The sequence below is a fragment of the Halomonas sp. TG39a genome, assembly GCF_000744395.1.
Lineage (GTDB): Bacteria > Pseudomonadota > Gammaproteobacteria > Pseudomonadales > Halomonadaceae > Vreelandella > Vreelandella ventosae_B.
Genome location: NZ_JQLV01000001.1, coordinates 1,966,100 through 1,981,464 on the forward strand (window position 1 = coordinate 1,966,100; position 15,365 = coordinate 1,981,464).

Sequence of the window (15,365 nt, forward strand, 5' to 3'; positions counted from 1 at the left end):
CTATAAGCAGTTAGTAGGCTTCGGTAAACCGGCCAGGCGAGCAATGCGCTTTGCCGGGCTGCCAGGGAATAGCTGCATCAAATAAATCGAGCGCCCTTTCTCTTCACCCAAGGCATTCTTGGTCGCTTTTACCAGTGGTCGCATCGCCGGTGCCATTTCGTAACGCTGATAAAATGCTCGCACAACGTCAATCACTTCCCAGTGCTCAGCGGTAAGCGTTAAGCCCTCTTCGGCAGCCATTAAATTCGCGACGGATTCATCCCACTCGGACTGATAAATTAAGTAACCTTCAGGATCTAGCGGATATTTTTTTGGTGAATCAAGATAACGGTATATTTTTGCTTCTGACATAGTTAGTACCAGGTGACCGTCTTTTCATACTGTTCAGTAAGTGCAACAAAGCCTTCCATCTCTAGGGTAGGCAGCTCGTTATCTTCAGCAATATTGGCCAGTCCGCGGGAGATAAGATCTTCTGAGAGTAGGAATATACGCGACGGGTACTGCTGCCAAGCATCCCAGGACACATCGAGCGCAGCTGTTACCGCGGCCTCGATTAACAGCACGGCATCTTGATCTCCTACCGCCTGCTGCATTTGCGTAGCTGCACTACTATCAGGCGCTTTGGTAAGGATGTGTAGGATCATAATGCACTCACCCTAGAAGTTAAGTATCGTGGCGTGTTGCTGAAATAACCCAGGTATTTGCTGATCCGCTATCAAGGTGGCGTTTTCTATCAGCGAATCGGCGGATATTTGCATACTTTGCAGCGCCCCTTCAGGAACCAAAAGCTGGTCGATATCGTACATTTCCAGCATATCGATGGTGGGCAGCGTAGCTTTTTGGCCGGGCGCACCACTGCCCTGCTCTTTCAGCAGCGCCATTATCCCCTGGCCCATAAATAGCAAATGCACGGGCTGGCCAAAGGCCGCTGCGACCAATGCAGCATCTAACCCTTCCCGTAACAAGTTTGAACTGTGAGGTGCATGGCGGATTATTACTAGTAGCGCTTCAGGTGTCACCATTGGCCCTCCTTTAAGCAAAGGTAATTAAGCGATCAGCGCGTTGCTGAAGCTCAAGTAATTGACCAAGTCCGGTCAACTCAAAGGGAGGCGCTACATTAAAAGCCTGCTTGCCATGCCGTTGCGCTTCCGACTCACTCATCAGTCCGCGCCGCAGCGCTGCGGCAATACAGACGTCTAATGGAACCGCCTGTTGCTGATTCAGTTCAACCCAGGCCTCTCGCAGGTTAAGCTCATCCTGGGGTGGAGCCATCAGCGATGAGGCATTATGGACGCCATCATGATAGAAAAACACACCCGTAATCTGATGCCCGCGCGATAGTAAGGCATGGGCAAAACGCAATGCAGAGTGAGGTGCCGGGCTGCTATATGGCGCGCCCATCACCAATAAGCCGTACTGCATGATCATAATACCTGGTAACAGTTACCCTAAAAAAAGACAGGCCCTGCAATAGGGCCTGTCATATCGTCTACCGCTTGTTTAGATCAGTCGTTGCTCATAATACCCAGAATAGACAACAGACTAACGAACAGGTTGTAGATGGATACGTAGAGCGTCACCGTGGCGAGAATGTAGTTAGTTTCGCCAGCACGGTGAATAATCTCACTGGTTTGATACAGGATGGCGGCAGAAGCAAACAGCACAAAGCCGGCGGACACCATCAACGAAAGCGCCGGAATGTTAAAGAAGATTCCAGCCACCATAGCGAGAATCAACACGATGGCACCTGCCATCAGGAAGTTGCTCAAAAAGCTAAAGTCTTTCTTAGTAGTCAACGCGACCGCGGAAAGGCCAACAAACGTCAGGCCTGTCATGGCCAGCGCATTCATGATCAACGCACCGCCGTTAGGCAGGGTCAGGTAGGCAGAAAGAATCGGCCCAAGGGTGAAGCCCATAAAACCGGTGAAGGCAAACGTCGCCAACAAACCAGCCGCTGAGTTCGCGGTTTTGTGAACCAGGAACATTAAGCCGTAAGCACCAATGAAGAACACGAAGATGTTCATTTGCTGGATACCGAGGGCCACAGCAGCACCCGCGGTGACAGCTGAGAACAGCAGTGTCATTGCCAATAGCGCGTAGGTGTTACGCAACACCTTGTTAGTGCTGACACTGTTGGCAACGCCGCTCGACTGAGGACGTGCCGTACGTAGATCGTTGTAAGCCATGTATTCATGCTCCCTAAATGGTATTTCCAACAACTGACAAGAATGCCGTTACCGAGTTCCAGACGCAAGCCTTTGTCTAATACACAAAGACTTTCTCTTAAATGGTTATTCAACGTTGAAACAGTTCAACAATCATTGTCTATGCTTGTTGAACACTTCTTTGGACACCAGAAAGATGAAAAAAATTCTACTGCCTGTCAGCACCTTAACACTTTTAACCCTGGCTCTGCCTGCCATGGCTTTCTCACCCGCTGGAGAGGATATTGCCTACAGCCTGAATGAAGAGAATTTTCAGGGCTACTTCGTTTCCGCGGGTGACAACGCTAAAGGCAGTGTACTGATCGTTCATGACTGGGATGGGTTGGATGATTATGAGCGCCAGCGTGCCGATATGCTGGCCGATGAAGGCTACGACGTGTTCGCTGTGGATCTTTATGGTGAAGGCAATCGCCCCCAGGCAGTCGATGATAAGCGCGCCGCTACCAATCGGCTCTACCAAGATAGAGAGCGGATGCGCGCCCTCACGCTGGGCGGCTTAGCCCAAGCACGAGAGCAAGGCGCTGCCGAACAAACGGTGATCATGGGCTACTGCTTTGGAGGAGCGGTGGCATTAGAGATCGCCCGCTCCGGCGAAGCCGACAACATAGCCGCTTATACAAGCTTTCACGGTGGACTAACAACGCCCGAAGGCCAGGCCTACTCAAGTGAAACGGCGCCTATCTTTATCGCCCACGGCGGCGCTGATAGCGCGGTAAGCTTAGAGGATGTTGCTACTCTGGCGGAGGAGCTGGAAACCGCAGGCGTTACTTATGAAGTAGGCATCTATTCTGGAGCGCCCCATGCCTTTAGCGTATTTGGTAGTGATGCCTATCACGAGCGCGCCGATCAACGCTCTTGGGAGGCCTTCAACGTCTGGTTGGATGAAATGCTTTAAAGCCAACAACGTCAGCGGCGCTGGGCGCCGCTAAGAACTTAAATGCAGAGCAGTCTAGTACCACACCCGTTGGGAAAACCTGAGTGAAGATAGCTAACGTTTAACTTTGCACTTCTTCTTCATCGTCTTTTTCATCTTTATGCGGGGTAACGGTGGTCGCCGCCGTTTGTCGCGCATCTTGAGGGGAGTTGTAAAGACGAGCATCAATCACATGCAGTACCGCCAATTGCGCAAATAGCACCGCAAAACAGACAATCAAACCTTTCAACATGGCGGTATATCCAGAGATAGAGGGGCTAGCAATCGAATTTTAGCTGATCGCTAGCCAAACACAATCTATTTTATGAGCCTGAACATACCTGTTTAAAAGCCCTGAACAGCACGTATAGCAGCGGCTCAACAGATCAGACCACTAACGGCTAATCCTTAACGGATACTTTGCGCAGATCCTCAACCGTCACCCCATCGGGTAAGTCTGACTCCTCCGCGGGCAACCATACGGGAGAGAGATCGCTATCTTCCCGGCCATCTTCATGCTGATGGCCGGGGATGCGGTAAACGATCTGACGGTGGTGGTGATCCCATGCAAATACACGATCCATATGCCTATCCTAGAAAAACAAAGCCCTAGCTATGACATTCACGTTTAGCGCGATGTTCCGAAACATATCATCGACACATGCGATACCTATGAGGTTAAATGCCGAAAGGATTATTTGCTGACAAGGAGTTGCCAATGAAAGCCCTCACCGCCCTCTGCCTACTTACCTTGATACTTGCAGGCTGTAGTTCAGGCCCTACCTCTTCAAGAACCGCAGACTGCCGCCAACTAGCAGAAGAGGCTGGCGACACCATGGTCTATGGTGACTGCATACGCGGCACCCAAGTGAATAAGGCAGGTTTTTAATACCGCATTGTTTTCACGTTGATTTTCTGGATTAATGGCAGGCTGGTGGCATGAAAGAACCTCATGGCGGTAAGGACCCACAGGAGGCCCTGCGAGCGAGGCTCCAGAAAAGTTTACAAGAACGCAGGGCTTCAGCCCATCGGCGTAGAATTGGCGCCCGAGCGACTCGACAACAGTTCTTAGAGGCGACTCGGAACGTGGGAGTTATTGTGGTTGCTACCTGCTTCACTGCCGGCTGGGTAGTCACAAACCCCAGCCTAAATACCGATAACGTTTGGCTCGGCGTGGGGCTAGGTATAATATTGATTTTTGTAGGGTCGTTCGGCTATGGTTATGTAGAGCGCGATAAAACCTCAGATGAGGATGAAAGGCTATGAATGAACTTATTCTTGCCGGTATGTTGATGAGCCTAGCGGTTGTGTCTGGCGGTATGGTGTGGAGTCAGCACCGCGAGCACCACGGTAAAAAATCGCTAACCGATAGCGCATTTTCCTGGCTCGCCAAACGATTTGTTTGACAAGTCCCGTTAACAAATATGAAAGGGTCGCATATAGCGGCCCTTTTGTTTATTCAGAGCACGATAGCAGGCGCGCCTTGCTGTGCTTTAAGTGCTAGTGCTTCAAAAGCTAATCAACGCCGAGCAAATTAGACTGCCACACCATTACTGTAAGAGACCGTTATGCCCGTTATTCAGCGACTGCTCCGCGTTCTAAAAGCCTCCACGCTACAAATTTCGTGGACCTTTCTTCTCCTGATTGTGCTCGCCCACATGGGCACCACCTGGGTGCTGTTTGCACTGGTCGGCGAAGCAATGGCTGATTCCGCTACCGATTGGGTTTATTTTTATGTGGTCGTCTCCAGTACCGTGGGTTTCGGCGATTTTAGCCCGACCACCGTGGCTGGCAAGTGGATCGCCACGCTCTATCTTATCCCTGGCGGCATTTCGCTGTTTGCTGCCTTAATCGGTAAAGCCACTGTCACTCTCTCTAATTTTTGGAGACTACAAATGCAAGGAAAAGGCGATTTTAGCCATCTATCCGGCCATACGCTTGTTATTGGCTGGCACGGTGAAACCACAGAGCGCATTTTGGACATTCTCCAAGCCGATAAGAGCCTGCCTGATGAAATAGTGCTCTGCGTTATCAAAGAGATGAGCAATCCTCGCCCGGCCGATTTGAAATTTATTAAAGGGGAGAGTTTCTCCAATGCCGACCTATTAAAGCGGGCAGGAGTTGAGAGCGCCAGCCGCATCATTATTTACGATACCAGCGATGACCGTGTTGCCACTGTCGCGCTGAGCGCCTACAGCCTTAAAGCAAAAAACGCCCATATCGTCGCCCACTGCGCTAATCCCGACACCGCAGCCATGTTGCGACGCACCTTGCCCGGCATCGAATGCACCCAAGCACTAGCGCTTGAAATGTTGGTACGCTCAGCGTCTGATGCGGGAATTTCACGAGTCGTTAATGAACTGCTTGCGGTTGATCGTGGCGCTACCCAGTACCAAACCAGGCTAAACCAACCGCCTGCCGGTGCCACCTTTGGTGACCTGTTTATGCAAGCGAAAAAAGTCTGCAACGCTACCGTGCTAGGACTCGCTAACAGCAGTGACGACAGCGACGGTAATATGCTTAACCCCACTACTGACCGCCCATTGCAGGACGGCGACATTGTTTACTACATGGCCAATACGCGGCTTTCACAGCTGCAATTGAGTGAGTTACTCTCCGCAGAAAGTTAACAACGTGACGTTCACCTTCTTCCCCTTTGCTAAGCGGGTTTGCCCTTTTGATGGGCATGCCCTTGCATGCTCACTGCCCCAGCCAACCGGCCCTTTGCATCAGTGTCTTCTCAACTTCCAGCACTATCATCATGGCGATACCGATACTGATGATTAACACCCCGTCCGCAATACCTAGCGGCCGAGTATCGAACAGGCCATGCATGACCGGCAGATACGTGAAGGCAAGCTGAGCAATGAAGACCACAGTGACCGCTGTCAGCACAGCAGGGGTTCCCAGCACGCCACGCCAGTTAAAGGAGGTCATGTGTAGATAGCGCACATTGAACAGATAGAACACTTGCAGTACCACGATAGTGTTAACCACCAAGGTGCGGCTCATGGCTAGCTCGTCCCCACGGCCCAGTGAGTAGAAGAAAATACCCAGTGCTGCAATTAGAAACAGGCAAGATACAAACACGATGCGCCAGACCAGAAAAGTGGTCAGTAAGCCCTGCCCCGCTGGCCGCGGCCGACGCTGCATAACATTCGGTTCGGCCCCTTCGAATGCTAAAGACAAGCCTAGTGTGACCGCCGTGATAAGGTTAATCCACAGGATCTGGACCGCTGACATCGGCATAGCGAAATTAAACAGAATCGCGGCAACGACAGCCAGCACCTGCCCCCCATTAGTTGGTAACGTCCACGCTGTCACCTTGCGAATATTGTCGTAGACCACTCGGCCTTCATTTACAGCGGCCACAATAGAAGCGAAATTATCATCGAGCAGAACCATCTGCGATGCCTCTTTTGCCGCATCGGTGCCCTTGTGTCCCATGCCGACGCCGACATTCGCCTGTTTTAATGACGGCGCATCATTAACCCCGTCACCGGTCATGGCGACAATAGCGCCAGTCGATTGCAGCGCTCGAACAATGCGCAGTTTGTGTTCGGGGTTGGTTCGGGCAAAAACACTGGTCGCGGCAACAATGCCAGTCAGCTCGCTATCGGTAATATCGTCGAGCTCTCGCCCCGTCAGTACGTGCGGGTCGTCATCGAGCCCTAACTGACGAGCAATAGCCGCGGCTGTCGCGGCGTGATCGCCGGTAATCATTTTCACCATAATGCCGGCGGAGTGGCACTCTTTAATAGCGGCCATTGCCTCCTCTCGTGGCGGATCGATAAAGCCTATTAAGCCAACAAAAATCAACTCGTCATCGAGGTCAGCAAACGTTAGCTTGTGGGTACCGGACGACACCCGCTTAGTCGCTAAGCCGAGCACCCGTTCCCCCTGAGCAGCCGCCTCTGCGATGCGTGCCGTCCAGGCATCCCGTTCCAGGGACCTACTTCCCTCGCCACCCGCCTGAAGGGAGCATAGTTGCAGCAACTCGTCTGGGGCACCCTTGACGAAAATACGCGCCCCCTCAGATGCATGGCAGTTGAGCGTGGCCATAAAGCGATGTTTGGCATCGAAAGGAATCTCGTCAAGGCGGGGCCACTCATGCCGAGTAGACTCGGGTTCCAGGCCAGCCTTTATGGCCAACGCCACCAGCGCCCCTTCCATGGGGTCGCCAATCACATGCCACTCTCCATCGGTATGGTTTAACTGGGCATCGTTACACAGCAGCCCGGCCAGTATCAGGCAGTCGATATCCGTTGGCCGTGTATCCTCCACGTTCGCCGCTGTCTCCGCTGTCAGTCGCCCTTCCGGTACATAGCCAGACCCGGACACCATCATTCGGCCGCTGCAGGCTTCCAACCGACGTACGGTCATCTCGTTGCGCGTTAGCGTGCCGGTCTTGTCGGAGCAGATAACCGACGTAGCTCCCAGCGTCTCCACCGCAGGAAGCTGCCGAATAGCGGCGTTGCGCCGTGCCATACGCTGCACGCCGATAGCGAGCGTGATGGTAATAACGGCAGGCAGCCCCTCTGGGATCGCCGCGACGGCTAAGGCCACCACGGCAATCAGCGCCTCCGACCAGATATGCCCGCGCACTAGCACCGCAAAGGCAAACAATACGACCGCCACGACCAAGGTAATCCAGGTGAACTGCGTCCCGAAGCGGTTGATCTGCTGTAGTAGTGGCGTAGTGAGTGGTCGAACATCGCGCAGCAGCGTACTGATTCGTCCGATCTCAGTATCGATCCCGGTGGCCACCACAACCCCTGTCGCCTGCCCAGTGGCCACCAACGTGCCCGAGTAAGCCATGGAGTGACAATCGCCAAGTGCGGCCTCCTTTGGCGCTGGTGTCACCCGCTTCTCTGCAGCCACCGACTCGCCGGTCAGGATAGCTTCCTCGATTCGCAATGCACTGGCACGAATAAGACGCAGATCTGCAGGCACTCGATCTCCTGCCTCCAAGGATACGATGTCGCCCAGAACGATTTCATCGACGGGTACTTCGACGTGCTTTCCTTCTCTGACTAAATGAGCGTGCGGTGCGATAAGGTTACGGATGGCACTGAGCGCTTTTTCCGCCTTGCCTTCCTGCACAAAGCCGACCACAGCGTTGATCAATACCACTGCCACAATGACCGCTGCATCGACAAAATGCCCCAGCAGCAATGCAGCGCCAGCGGCCGCTAACAGGAAATAGATCAACGCGTTATGAAAATGAGAAAGAAAGCGAAGCAGCGGGTGTCGACCAGCCACTGCTGGTAACTGATTACGTCCGTACTTCTCCAAGCGCCTTGAAGCTTCATCGACCGCTAGTCCTGAAGGCGAAGTCGCCAAGTCGGCCAGGACATCATCAGCATGCCGAGCATGAACCTCCGCTGGTCGGTTATCTAATAACGTTCCGTTTTCGGCAGTGGGTGTCTCCATACCGTCTCCTAAAGCAGCAAAAACAGAGGGAATCAGGCATCGCCGCTACAGGTTGAGCACTACCGCCACGGCACATTTCATTAGCCATTATTTACCCCACTACAACATTGATGTCGGTCAAACCAGCGGCTATTAAATACGGCTGTGAAATTGATGAGCACTATACTTATTACTTCACTTGAGGAGCCAAGAAAATGACAACATCAACGTTTCCAAACGCCGCTCTTAACATCGCCAATAGCAACATGCTCGATAACAAAGACTTTCTCACTTTTTGGTATCAGCCGTGGACTGAAACGACCCATTCGGCGGCCAAGCTGCAATGCCTTTGGCTAGCAACACTTAACGACGCATTGCGCCATGAAATCGATTTTCTTGCGACCATGGCACCGGTATATAGCAAGCTCACCCACTGCATGCTGGGCCTCAATGGGCCGTTGACACCGGAATCAGTAGCGTCTTGCTATCACCAAATTGCTGGTGATATGACAGAAGCCACTTTTAACCGTATGCGCAACGTGTCAGAGCTTAGTGAAGACTTCCGAGAGCGTATTTGGTGTGAACTATAGGACTTGAAATAAATACTGCAATCGTTGGAGGGGGATAGTGCTTATGCTGTTCGACGATACTCAATGCGGCAGTCTGGATAGGTTTGTGCGGGCTTCACTGGCGAGGCTAAGAAGGAGCACTCAGGACATCTAGCTCCGGCGCCAGGCATTGGTTCAAAAGGCTACCCGACATGGAGTACGCCCCAGGCAGCTATGTTAGGCAAATGTGACTGGGGCGGAGGTAATGCGCAGATTTAAAGAGCGGTGGCCGCGGGACACGCCCGACCACCGCTCCACTACTCCGTAAGGCCCCAGAAATGCGCTATATGGCGGGTCGAAGAAATGCCGACTTCCAGCATATACTTGTCTGCTTCCCCTAGGCCTTCGTCTCCACCGGCCATGATCGGTGTGCCGTGGCCCATTCCCTTGATGATGTACTCCTCGATCACCTCCTGCCCACCCGCATTGCACCAGATCTGGCGGGGAAAACCATCGAGTTCCTCTACACGTGTCGGTGGCCCTTCAACCTTGTGGATCTGCTGCCACTGCCGAACGATGGAATCGGCGTTGGCATTATCGACGGTCGAATCGCTACCGCCATGCCAGACCGATATCGTTGGCCAAGGGCCTTCAAAGGTCGAGGCTTCGCGCACAAGCGCGTCGAGCCTGTGATCCGATGGGCCCCCATACCCCTTCATACGAACCATCGCCTCTATAAGGTTGTCCGCGCTGCGGTAGGGTAAACCAGCGATGATCGCCCCACCTGCAAACACCTCAGGATAGGTGGCCAGCATCACAGATGTCATGGCGCCCCCCGAAGACATCCCGGTGACGAAGATGCGCGACGGGTCGATGGCGTGATCATCAACGACCTGCTCGATCATCTGGCGAATAGAGAGCGGTTCTCCATCTCCCCGGCGGCTGTCGCCAGACTTGAACCAGTTAAAGCTACTAAGCGGGTTATTGGTTTTTCTTTGCTCCGGATACAGGAGTGCTATCCCGCATTCGTCAGCGAGGGAAGACCAGCCTGAACCGCGATTATAACTCTCTGCCGACTGGGTACTGCCGTGTAGCACGACCACGAGCGGCCCGTTCTTTGGGAAGTTCTTAGGTATGTAAGTATCCGCATGCAACGACCCAGGGTCAGTTCCGAATTGCTTCATGTCGGTCAGACGATCAAGGCTAACTGAAGATGTCGGCATATGCCCTCCTTTGCCAGTTTACTTCTGCCAAACCGAGGATAGAAACCACCCGTTGAGAACAGCGCCAGGTAACGATCCCTGATGCCAAGGACAAAGCGCGGTACGAAGAATGAGATACTATCGAACAATCGGTTTACTGTGAGAAAGGGGCGCTGCGTCCCCTGCAGCGCATAGCGCAACGTCCCTGTGTAGGCATATCCTTTGCCTCGCTCACCTGTAGGATGGCCCTTAAAGCAAACACTTACCGTGCGCTATCGAACATAGCAGTGGAATTTTAAGCATTCAGGCAGACCAAAAACACTTCAAGTGTTATCAGTCAGATGTTAGACCGTTTATTAACAATAACTTAGCACGGTAGTACCAACGCGTCTAGCCAGTCAGTACCGTATGGTGCACAACAAAGAAAAAGTCAGAAAAATAATAAGCAATTGATTTTTAATATAAATATAGGATGCATCAATTTTCTCTCGGAGCGCAGACAAAAATAAAGGGCGCGTATATCAGCATCGGGAGGTTGAGTACTCCTGATACTGATACACGCGCCCATAGATCAGCGCATTGCGTTAACGAACGTTAGACGTAGAAGTCCAGATCCTCTTGGGCTTTTAGCAAATCGCGCATCTTGATGGGGTCGTCACCAAAGAAGAATAGCAAGCCCCAATGCGTCCCGAAGGCCGAGCGGTCAGGAACGGTCTCTTCAGTTGGCGCGACCAGTTCGTGTGACTCGAAATACGGATGATTAATCGTTTCTTCCGGCATTTCCAGCTTGCTGACAACACGACGGCGAGGGTATACACCAAAGCAACCGGCATAACCCTTCGCATCGACCACTTCGCGTGGGAAGAAGGCAGCCACTTCCTCTTTGCTGCTTTTCGGATCGAACACCAGCATCGACGCCTGATAGGCGTTGAACCCGTAGGCTTTTTCGATCAGCTCAAACGCTTTAAAGCCAGGCGGACGATAGGCAACCTCGCCAAAGTACATCTCACCATCAGCGGTGACGAAGTACTCGGGGTGAATCAAACCGAACTGGATATCGAACGTTTTGATCAGCAACTCAATCTGCTTGGTGATCGCATTGCGCCAGCTTTCCAGTTCCGCGGTCGCGGGTACGAAGACCGAATAGCCCAGCGTCACGTATTCAGAAATGTTCAGGAACTGAATTTTGCCATCGTGAATCCAGGCTTCTACGGCAAACTCCCAGCCGCTTAAGTGACTTTCCATCAGCAGCGGATATTCGTCATCCGGAATATTCTCGATTTCGTCTATCGTCCGAATCATCCGGTGGCCAAGGCAACCGGCTTTGTCGAATGCTTTGACGTGAATCGGGTCATCCGGATCACCGTCCAATTTGAGCAGCGTTTGGTTGACGCGTTTCATGAAGCGGACGATGTCCTCTTTCTCATGAGCCTCTTCAAAGATCCCGACACGAATGCCACCCAACTGAGCACGGCGCTTCATTAGGGCCTTGTCGCGGAAAAGGATGGACTGTCCGAACATCCGCGGACTATCAAGGAGCACGGAGTTGATCGCGCCGGACCACTCAACGGTTTCCTCAAACAGCGGGATGGCAACGTCCACGCCTTCTTCTTTCAATCTTTCAGCAATTTCCATCGACCGATCATTCAGTCGAATGAAGTCCCAGGGGAGAAAAGGGATATTGTTAGCAGTACAAAAATCCGCGGCCCACTCCGGCGCAACAACGACATAGCGGCGGTCAAATTTTTGCGCAGCCTTGATCGCGTTCACACTCCAGCCAAGTAGGGCGATGTAACCCTTATTTGGATCTTTAGGGGTCTCAGTGCCTTTAACCGAGTCCAATTCTGGATCACGCCAAGCCGCTACTGCTTCGGGTAATTGCTTTTCTGATGTTATCGACATTCAATGTCCTCCTTGCTGGTTGACCCAAATTGACTGCGCTGGGATTAGAGCGCACCAAGTGAGCTGAGCCGCAGTCAGTGGTGCTCAGTGGCGATTGAGTAAGCCAGCATTAGGGTATTTTTTAGCGCACCCCTAGTAATTAAGCTAGTCGATACGGTTACAAATGGCAACTAAACTGTAGAATTCCTGTTGAATAGCTGTAGAAGTTATCTAAAGATTATTAAAGAATAATTCTGCCTGTCTTCTAGGGCACAATAGCCCCACCTATTTTAAAAATTAACAAAAACCCGGCTTTATCGATGCCCCTAGCTGCCTGTGATTAACCACCATCATGCTCGGCAGCGTCTTCAGCTCCTTCCTCGACCATCTCTTGAGCTTCCTCCTCCTCCTCGGGAGAAGCCTCTGGTTTTCCTTGATCTTTTTGACCAACGGTTAGCGTGGTAGAAAGACCAAAGTGATCCGAACCCTGCACCTTCACTCTGTCGATATCAATAAGATGGAACCCATCAGAAACGAACAGGTGGTCAATCGGGTATCGCCACCATGGGTGTTCTGCATGGTAGGTGCTGAGCAGTCGCCGACCACGGCGAGGATCTTTAAGATCACTCAAATCGGCAAAAAGCTTAGTGGTGTCAGACCACGCTACGTCATTGAAGTCCCCAGTGACGATCCAGCGGTTGTCCGGGTCTTGTTCAACATTACGGGCAATGAGCATCAGCTCTGCATCGCGTTCACGACTGTCCCGACGTTTATCCTCGTTGCTGACGGTTCTCTCCTCTAAGCCTGGCGGCACCGGGTGGGCGCCAACAAAGCGCACGGGCCCAATGCCTGGCGCGTCGATGGTCGCGAAAATTGAGGGCCTACGCTCAGAGACCAAATACTTAACCTCATCTTCCAGCAGCGGAATTCGTGACCACAGCATTATCCCAAGGCCCTCACCGCGTACCTCGCCTACTCGATAGGCATAATCTTCATCAAGGGGCGCCAGTCCCTCGGCCCAGGCGCTATTGACTTCAATTAGCAGCAGTAGATCGGGATCTTCACGCTGAACCATCTCCAGGACTTCAGCGTAGTGATCGTTCGTGTAAGTAACATTGGCCGTCAGCACTTTGAGCGTCGTCCGGTTTTCACCAGGCTGTACCTCAGCGGTAGGCACCTCGGTCGACCAAACGGATGTAAACGGCAGGATGTGCGTTAAGTGCCACCCCGCTATGGCTAGGATGACAACGCCCCACACGGCGTGTTCTTTTCGTGGACGCTTAAGCCACGCGTGCACACCCAGGAGCAGCAGTGGCAGAACCAGCGCGCCCGTTAGCTGCAGGCGCGGAAAATCCCACAGCCTGACCCACCATTGACCGCTGGGTATTAATGGCAGCAAGGCCACCACTAACATCAAGATCACCAATAAACGGATCACCCAGAGAAGCAGTTTTAACAGCATGAAACCTCTCAAACGCAGCAACGGTAACCAGGAGAATCCCAGTTATACCGGCCTAGATTGCCGCAGATATTGTGACGATTTAAGCATACCCCTCTCCGGATAGACGCATGCTCTTTATCTGGAAGACGCCGTCATGGCCCCTGCCCATCCAAGTAATTGCGCCCTTCTCCAGCGATACAGCTGTTCGCAACCACTAAAAGCCCCACAGGCTTGATATAGATCAAGCTGCGACCACTTGCCTCGTGTTCATGAGCAAAAAGGCGGCTATGCTCGTTATATAAGTACAGGTTATTAACTTATATCAAAAGCCAATAAAAATGATTGATACCTATGCCTAAAAACCCAACGAGGTAATCGTATCAATAACGCCCATAAACCAGCACCACTGCCCTGGCACTGACAGCCGCTACTGCGGCTATTTTTAAGCACTTGAACCCAGTTTTTTTGAGGAGCCTGTCATGACTAGCAACGTAGGCGGTATCGATAAGATTTTACGCATCCTGGTAGGCATTGCACTGATCGTACTGGCCCTAACCGGAACCATCGGTGTTTGGGGCTGGATCGGCGTGGTGCCGTTAGCCACCGGGCTATTTAACTTTTGCCCAGCCTACAAGCTACTGGGCATCAATACCTGCAAGGTTAAATAACACCTCAGCGTCAGCCAATGCCCTGCAGTTGCCCAACGGGTGCTTAGCGTCCCAACCTCAGTTACTCTACACTTCGTGTTTGCGTTCCATGACCGAAGGATAGCCGCATCTATGTTGGGATTCCTGCAGGGATTTTCCTATGGCCTGTTTATGACCTGCCTGCCCTGGCTACTGGTTGGCCTATTCAACCCTGGGCTGGCACTTCCAGTGGCGACCCAGGGCCGCCTGCAGGTCATCGCCCGCTACTGCCTGATCATCCCTTTTATCAGTATGCTGCTGTGGCTGACCTCCCTATGGGGTGGTTTCAGCCCGAGCCTATTGGGCTGGCTAGCGGGTATTGTTGCCATTCCTGTGGCGCTGCCTATCGAGCGAAGACTGCGCGGCTGGCTGGCCCGCCGCCGCGAACGTCGCTGGGAAGCACAACGAGAGGCCGAAGCCCATCAGCGCCGTGCCCAAGAGGAGCGCAAGGCCTATGAAGCTGGCGTGTTAGTGCTTGATCCAGCAAGGCCGCCCGTGGGATCCGACGACCTTGTGCTCGCCATGTGTCAAGCCAAACAGAGCCTACTTGACGTGCAGCGCCCTGACCTAGCGATCCTTTCAGATCGCCTCTATAGCCGCTACCGCCATGTAATGAACGTGCTGAGTGGCCGATTCCAAACTGGCGAGCTGGCCTTCGAGCGCTCGCGGGGGTTGGTTACCCAGGTCTGTTTCGGCGCGGTGGATACGCTGACGACCATGGCTTCGCAGGCGCGCGGGGTGGTTAGCGTCGATGGTAATTACGTTCGGGATCGTTTGGACCGGGAGGGCAAACGGTTAAGCGATGAAGAACGCGCCGCGCTGGTGCGACGCCTGGATCTGCTGGTAGAGACCGAACATCGGCTAAATAAGCTCTCCGCCCGCATTGAATCCGCCCTGACCGTGCTTGATGATACCGCCGTTTCCATGGCGCGTATTGAGACGGCACGACCACAGGCCTCGGTCACCACCGAGAAGGCGTTGGAGGATCTGCGCCAATTTGTCGAAGGCGCGGATCGCTATGCCCGTAAGGAGTAATCCAGCGGCCACTGGCTGCGAG

General features: G+C 52.9%; 18 protein-coding genes. 7 read left to right on the forward strand and 11 right to left on the reverse strand.

The genetic code is table 11. From position 1 onward, the window contains the following. The 5 genes from U738_RS08705 to U738_RS08725 form a co-directional block, all read right to left on the reverse strand. Entirely contained in the window at positions 1 to 351 is a 351-nt protein-coding gene (locus tag U738_RS08705; protein ID WP_035579340.1) for a TusE/DsrC/DsvC family sulfur relay protein, read from the reverse strand. 2 nt (positions 352 to 353) lie between these two features. After that, positions 354 to 644, reverse strand: a complete 291-nt coding sequence (gene tusB / locus U738_RS08710) for a sulfurtransferase complex subunit TusB (RefSeq protein ID WP_035579342.1) — start codon at positions 642 to 644, stop codon at positions 354 to 356. A 12-nt stretch (positions 645 to 656) separates the two neighbouring features. Beyond that, positions 657 to 1,022: a DsrE family protein gene (locus U738_RS08715; RefSeq protein WP_035579344.1), complete on the reverse strand. Its 366-nt coding sequence runs from the start codon at positions 1,020 to 1,022 to the stop codon at positions 657 to 659. A gap of 10 nt (positions 1,023 to 1,032) precedes the next feature. Further along, positions 1,033 to 1,422 carry a sulfurtransferase complex subunit TusD gene (tusD, locus tag U738_RS08720; RefSeq protein ID WP_035579346.1) on the reverse strand — a complete coding sequence of 130 codons (390 nt, stop codon included), beginning with the start codon at positions 1,420 to 1,422 and terminating at the stop codon, positions 1,033 to 1,035. A gap of 83 nt (positions 1,423 to 1,505) precedes the next feature. Further along, a complete protein-coding gene (locus U738_RS08725; RefSeq protein WP_035579348.1) occupies positions 1,506 to 2,186 on the reverse strand; it encodes a Bax inhibitor-1/YccA family protein in 681 nt (226 codons plus the stop codon). A 175-nt stretch (positions 2,187 to 2,361) separates the two neighbouring features. Here U738_RS08725 and U738_RS08730 point away from each other — a divergent pair, with 175 nt between their 5' ends. After that, positions 2,362 to 3,120 (forward strand): dienelactone hydrolase family protein, encoded by a 759-nt coding sequence (locus U738_RS08730; RefSeq protein WP_035579350.1) that lies wholly within the window; start codon positions 2,362 to 2,364, stop codon positions 3,118 to 3,120. A gap of 100 nt (positions 3,121 to 3,220) precedes the next feature. On the opposite strand, the gene U738_RS23435 is transcribed toward U738_RS08730, so the two are convergent. Then, positions 3,221 to 3,391 carry a hypothetical protein gene (locus U738_RS23435; protein WP_172821674.1) on the reverse strand — a complete coding sequence of 57 codons (171 nt, stop codon included), beginning with the start codon at positions 3,389 to 3,391 and terminating at the stop codon, positions 3,221 to 3,223. A gap of 148 nt (positions 3,392 to 3,539) precedes the next feature. Then, the gene (locus U738_RS08735; RefSeq protein ID WP_035579351.1) at positions 3,540 to 3,722 is read right to left on the reverse strand and encodes a hypothetical protein; all 183 of its coding nucleotides are present in this window, start codon (positions 3,720 to 3,722) and stop codon (positions 3,540 to 3,542) included. A gap of 134 nt (positions 3,723 to 3,856) precedes the next feature. Here U738_RS08735 and U738_RS23325 point away from each other — a divergent pair, with 134 nt between their 5' ends. The 3 genes from U738_RS23325 (at position 3,857) to U738_RS08745 (ending at position 5,768) form a co-directional block, all read left to right on the forward strand. After that, complete coding sequence (locus U738_RS23325) at positions 3,857 to 4,027, forward strand: hypothetical protein (protein WP_157693172.1); 171 nt, start codon at positions 3,857 to 3,859, stop codon at positions 4,025 to 4,027. A gap of 373 nt (positions 4,028 to 4,400) precedes the next feature. Next, positions 4,401 to 4,544 (forward strand): hypothetical protein, encoded by a 144-nt coding sequence (locus U738_RS23440; protein WP_157693171.1) that lies wholly within the window; start codon positions 4,401 to 4,403, stop codon positions 4,542 to 4,544. A 162-nt stretch (positions 4,545 to 4,706) separates the two neighbouring features. Continuing rightward, entirely contained in the window at positions 4,707 to 5,768 is a 1,062-nt protein-coding gene (locus tag U738_RS08745; protein WP_035579355.1) for a potassium channel family protein, read from the forward strand. 70 nt (positions 5,769 to 5,838) lie between these two features. Here U738_RS08745 and U738_RS08750 read toward each other — a convergent pair whose 3' ends face one another. Continuing rightward, the gene (locus tag U738_RS08750) at positions 5,839 to 8,571 is read right to left on the reverse strand and encodes an HAD-IC family P-type ATPase (protein ID WP_035579356.1); all 2,733 of its coding nucleotides are present in this window, start codon (positions 8,569 to 8,571) and stop codon (positions 5,839 to 5,841) included. Between the two features lie 194 nt (positions 8,572 to 8,765). Here U738_RS08750 and U738_RS08755 point away from each other — a divergent pair, with 194 nt between their 5' ends. Continuing rightward, complete coding sequence (locus tag U738_RS08755; RefSeq protein WP_035579358.1) at positions 8,766 to 9,140, forward strand: hypothetical protein; 375 nt, start codon at positions 8,766 to 8,768, stop codon at positions 9,138 to 9,140. A gap of 275 nt (positions 9,141 to 9,415) precedes the next feature. Here U738_RS08755 and U738_RS08760 read toward each other — a convergent pair whose 3' ends face one another. The 3 genes from U738_RS08760 to U738_RS08770 form a co-directional block, all read right to left on the reverse strand. Continuing rightward, positions 9,416 to 10,321 carry an extracellular catalytic domain type 1 short-chain-length polyhydroxyalkanoate depolymerase gene (locus tag U738_RS08760; protein ID WP_035579360.1) on the reverse strand — a complete coding sequence of 302 codons (906 nt, stop codon included), beginning with the start codon at positions 10,319 to 10,321 and terminating at the stop codon, positions 9,416 to 9,418. Positions 10,322 to 10,894: 573 nt separating this feature from the next. Continuing rightward, a complete protein-coding gene (locus U738_RS08765) occupies positions 10,895 to 12,202 on the reverse strand; it encodes an ATP-grasp domain-containing protein (protein WP_035579362.1) in 1,308 nt (435 codons plus the stop codon). Positions 12,203 to 12,521: 319 nt separating this feature from the next. Next, on the reverse strand, positions 12,522 to 13,643 hold the full coding sequence (locus tag U738_RS08770) for an endonuclease/exonuclease/phosphatase family protein (protein ID WP_035579363.1): 1,122 nt from the start codon (positions 13,641 to 13,643) through the stop codon (positions 12,522 to 12,524). A 458-nt stretch (positions 13,644 to 14,101) separates the two neighbouring features. On the opposite strand from U738_RS08770, the gene U738_RS08775 reads away from it, so the two are divergent. Together U738_RS08775 and U738_RS08780 are read left to right on the forward strand one after the other, a co-directional pair. Then, complete coding sequence (locus tag U738_RS08775; RefSeq protein WP_035579364.1) at positions 14,102 to 14,290, forward strand: YgaP family membrane protein; 189 nt, start codon at positions 14,102 to 14,104, stop codon at positions 14,288 to 14,290. Between the two features lie 111 nt (positions 14,291 to 14,401). Next, on the forward strand, positions 14,402 to 15,343 hold the full coding sequence (locus U738_RS08780) for a hypothetical protein (RefSeq protein ID WP_035579366.1): 942 nt from the start codon (positions 14,402 to 14,404) through the stop codon (positions 15,341 to 15,343). Positions 15,344 to 15,365 lie beyond the last annotated feature (22 nt).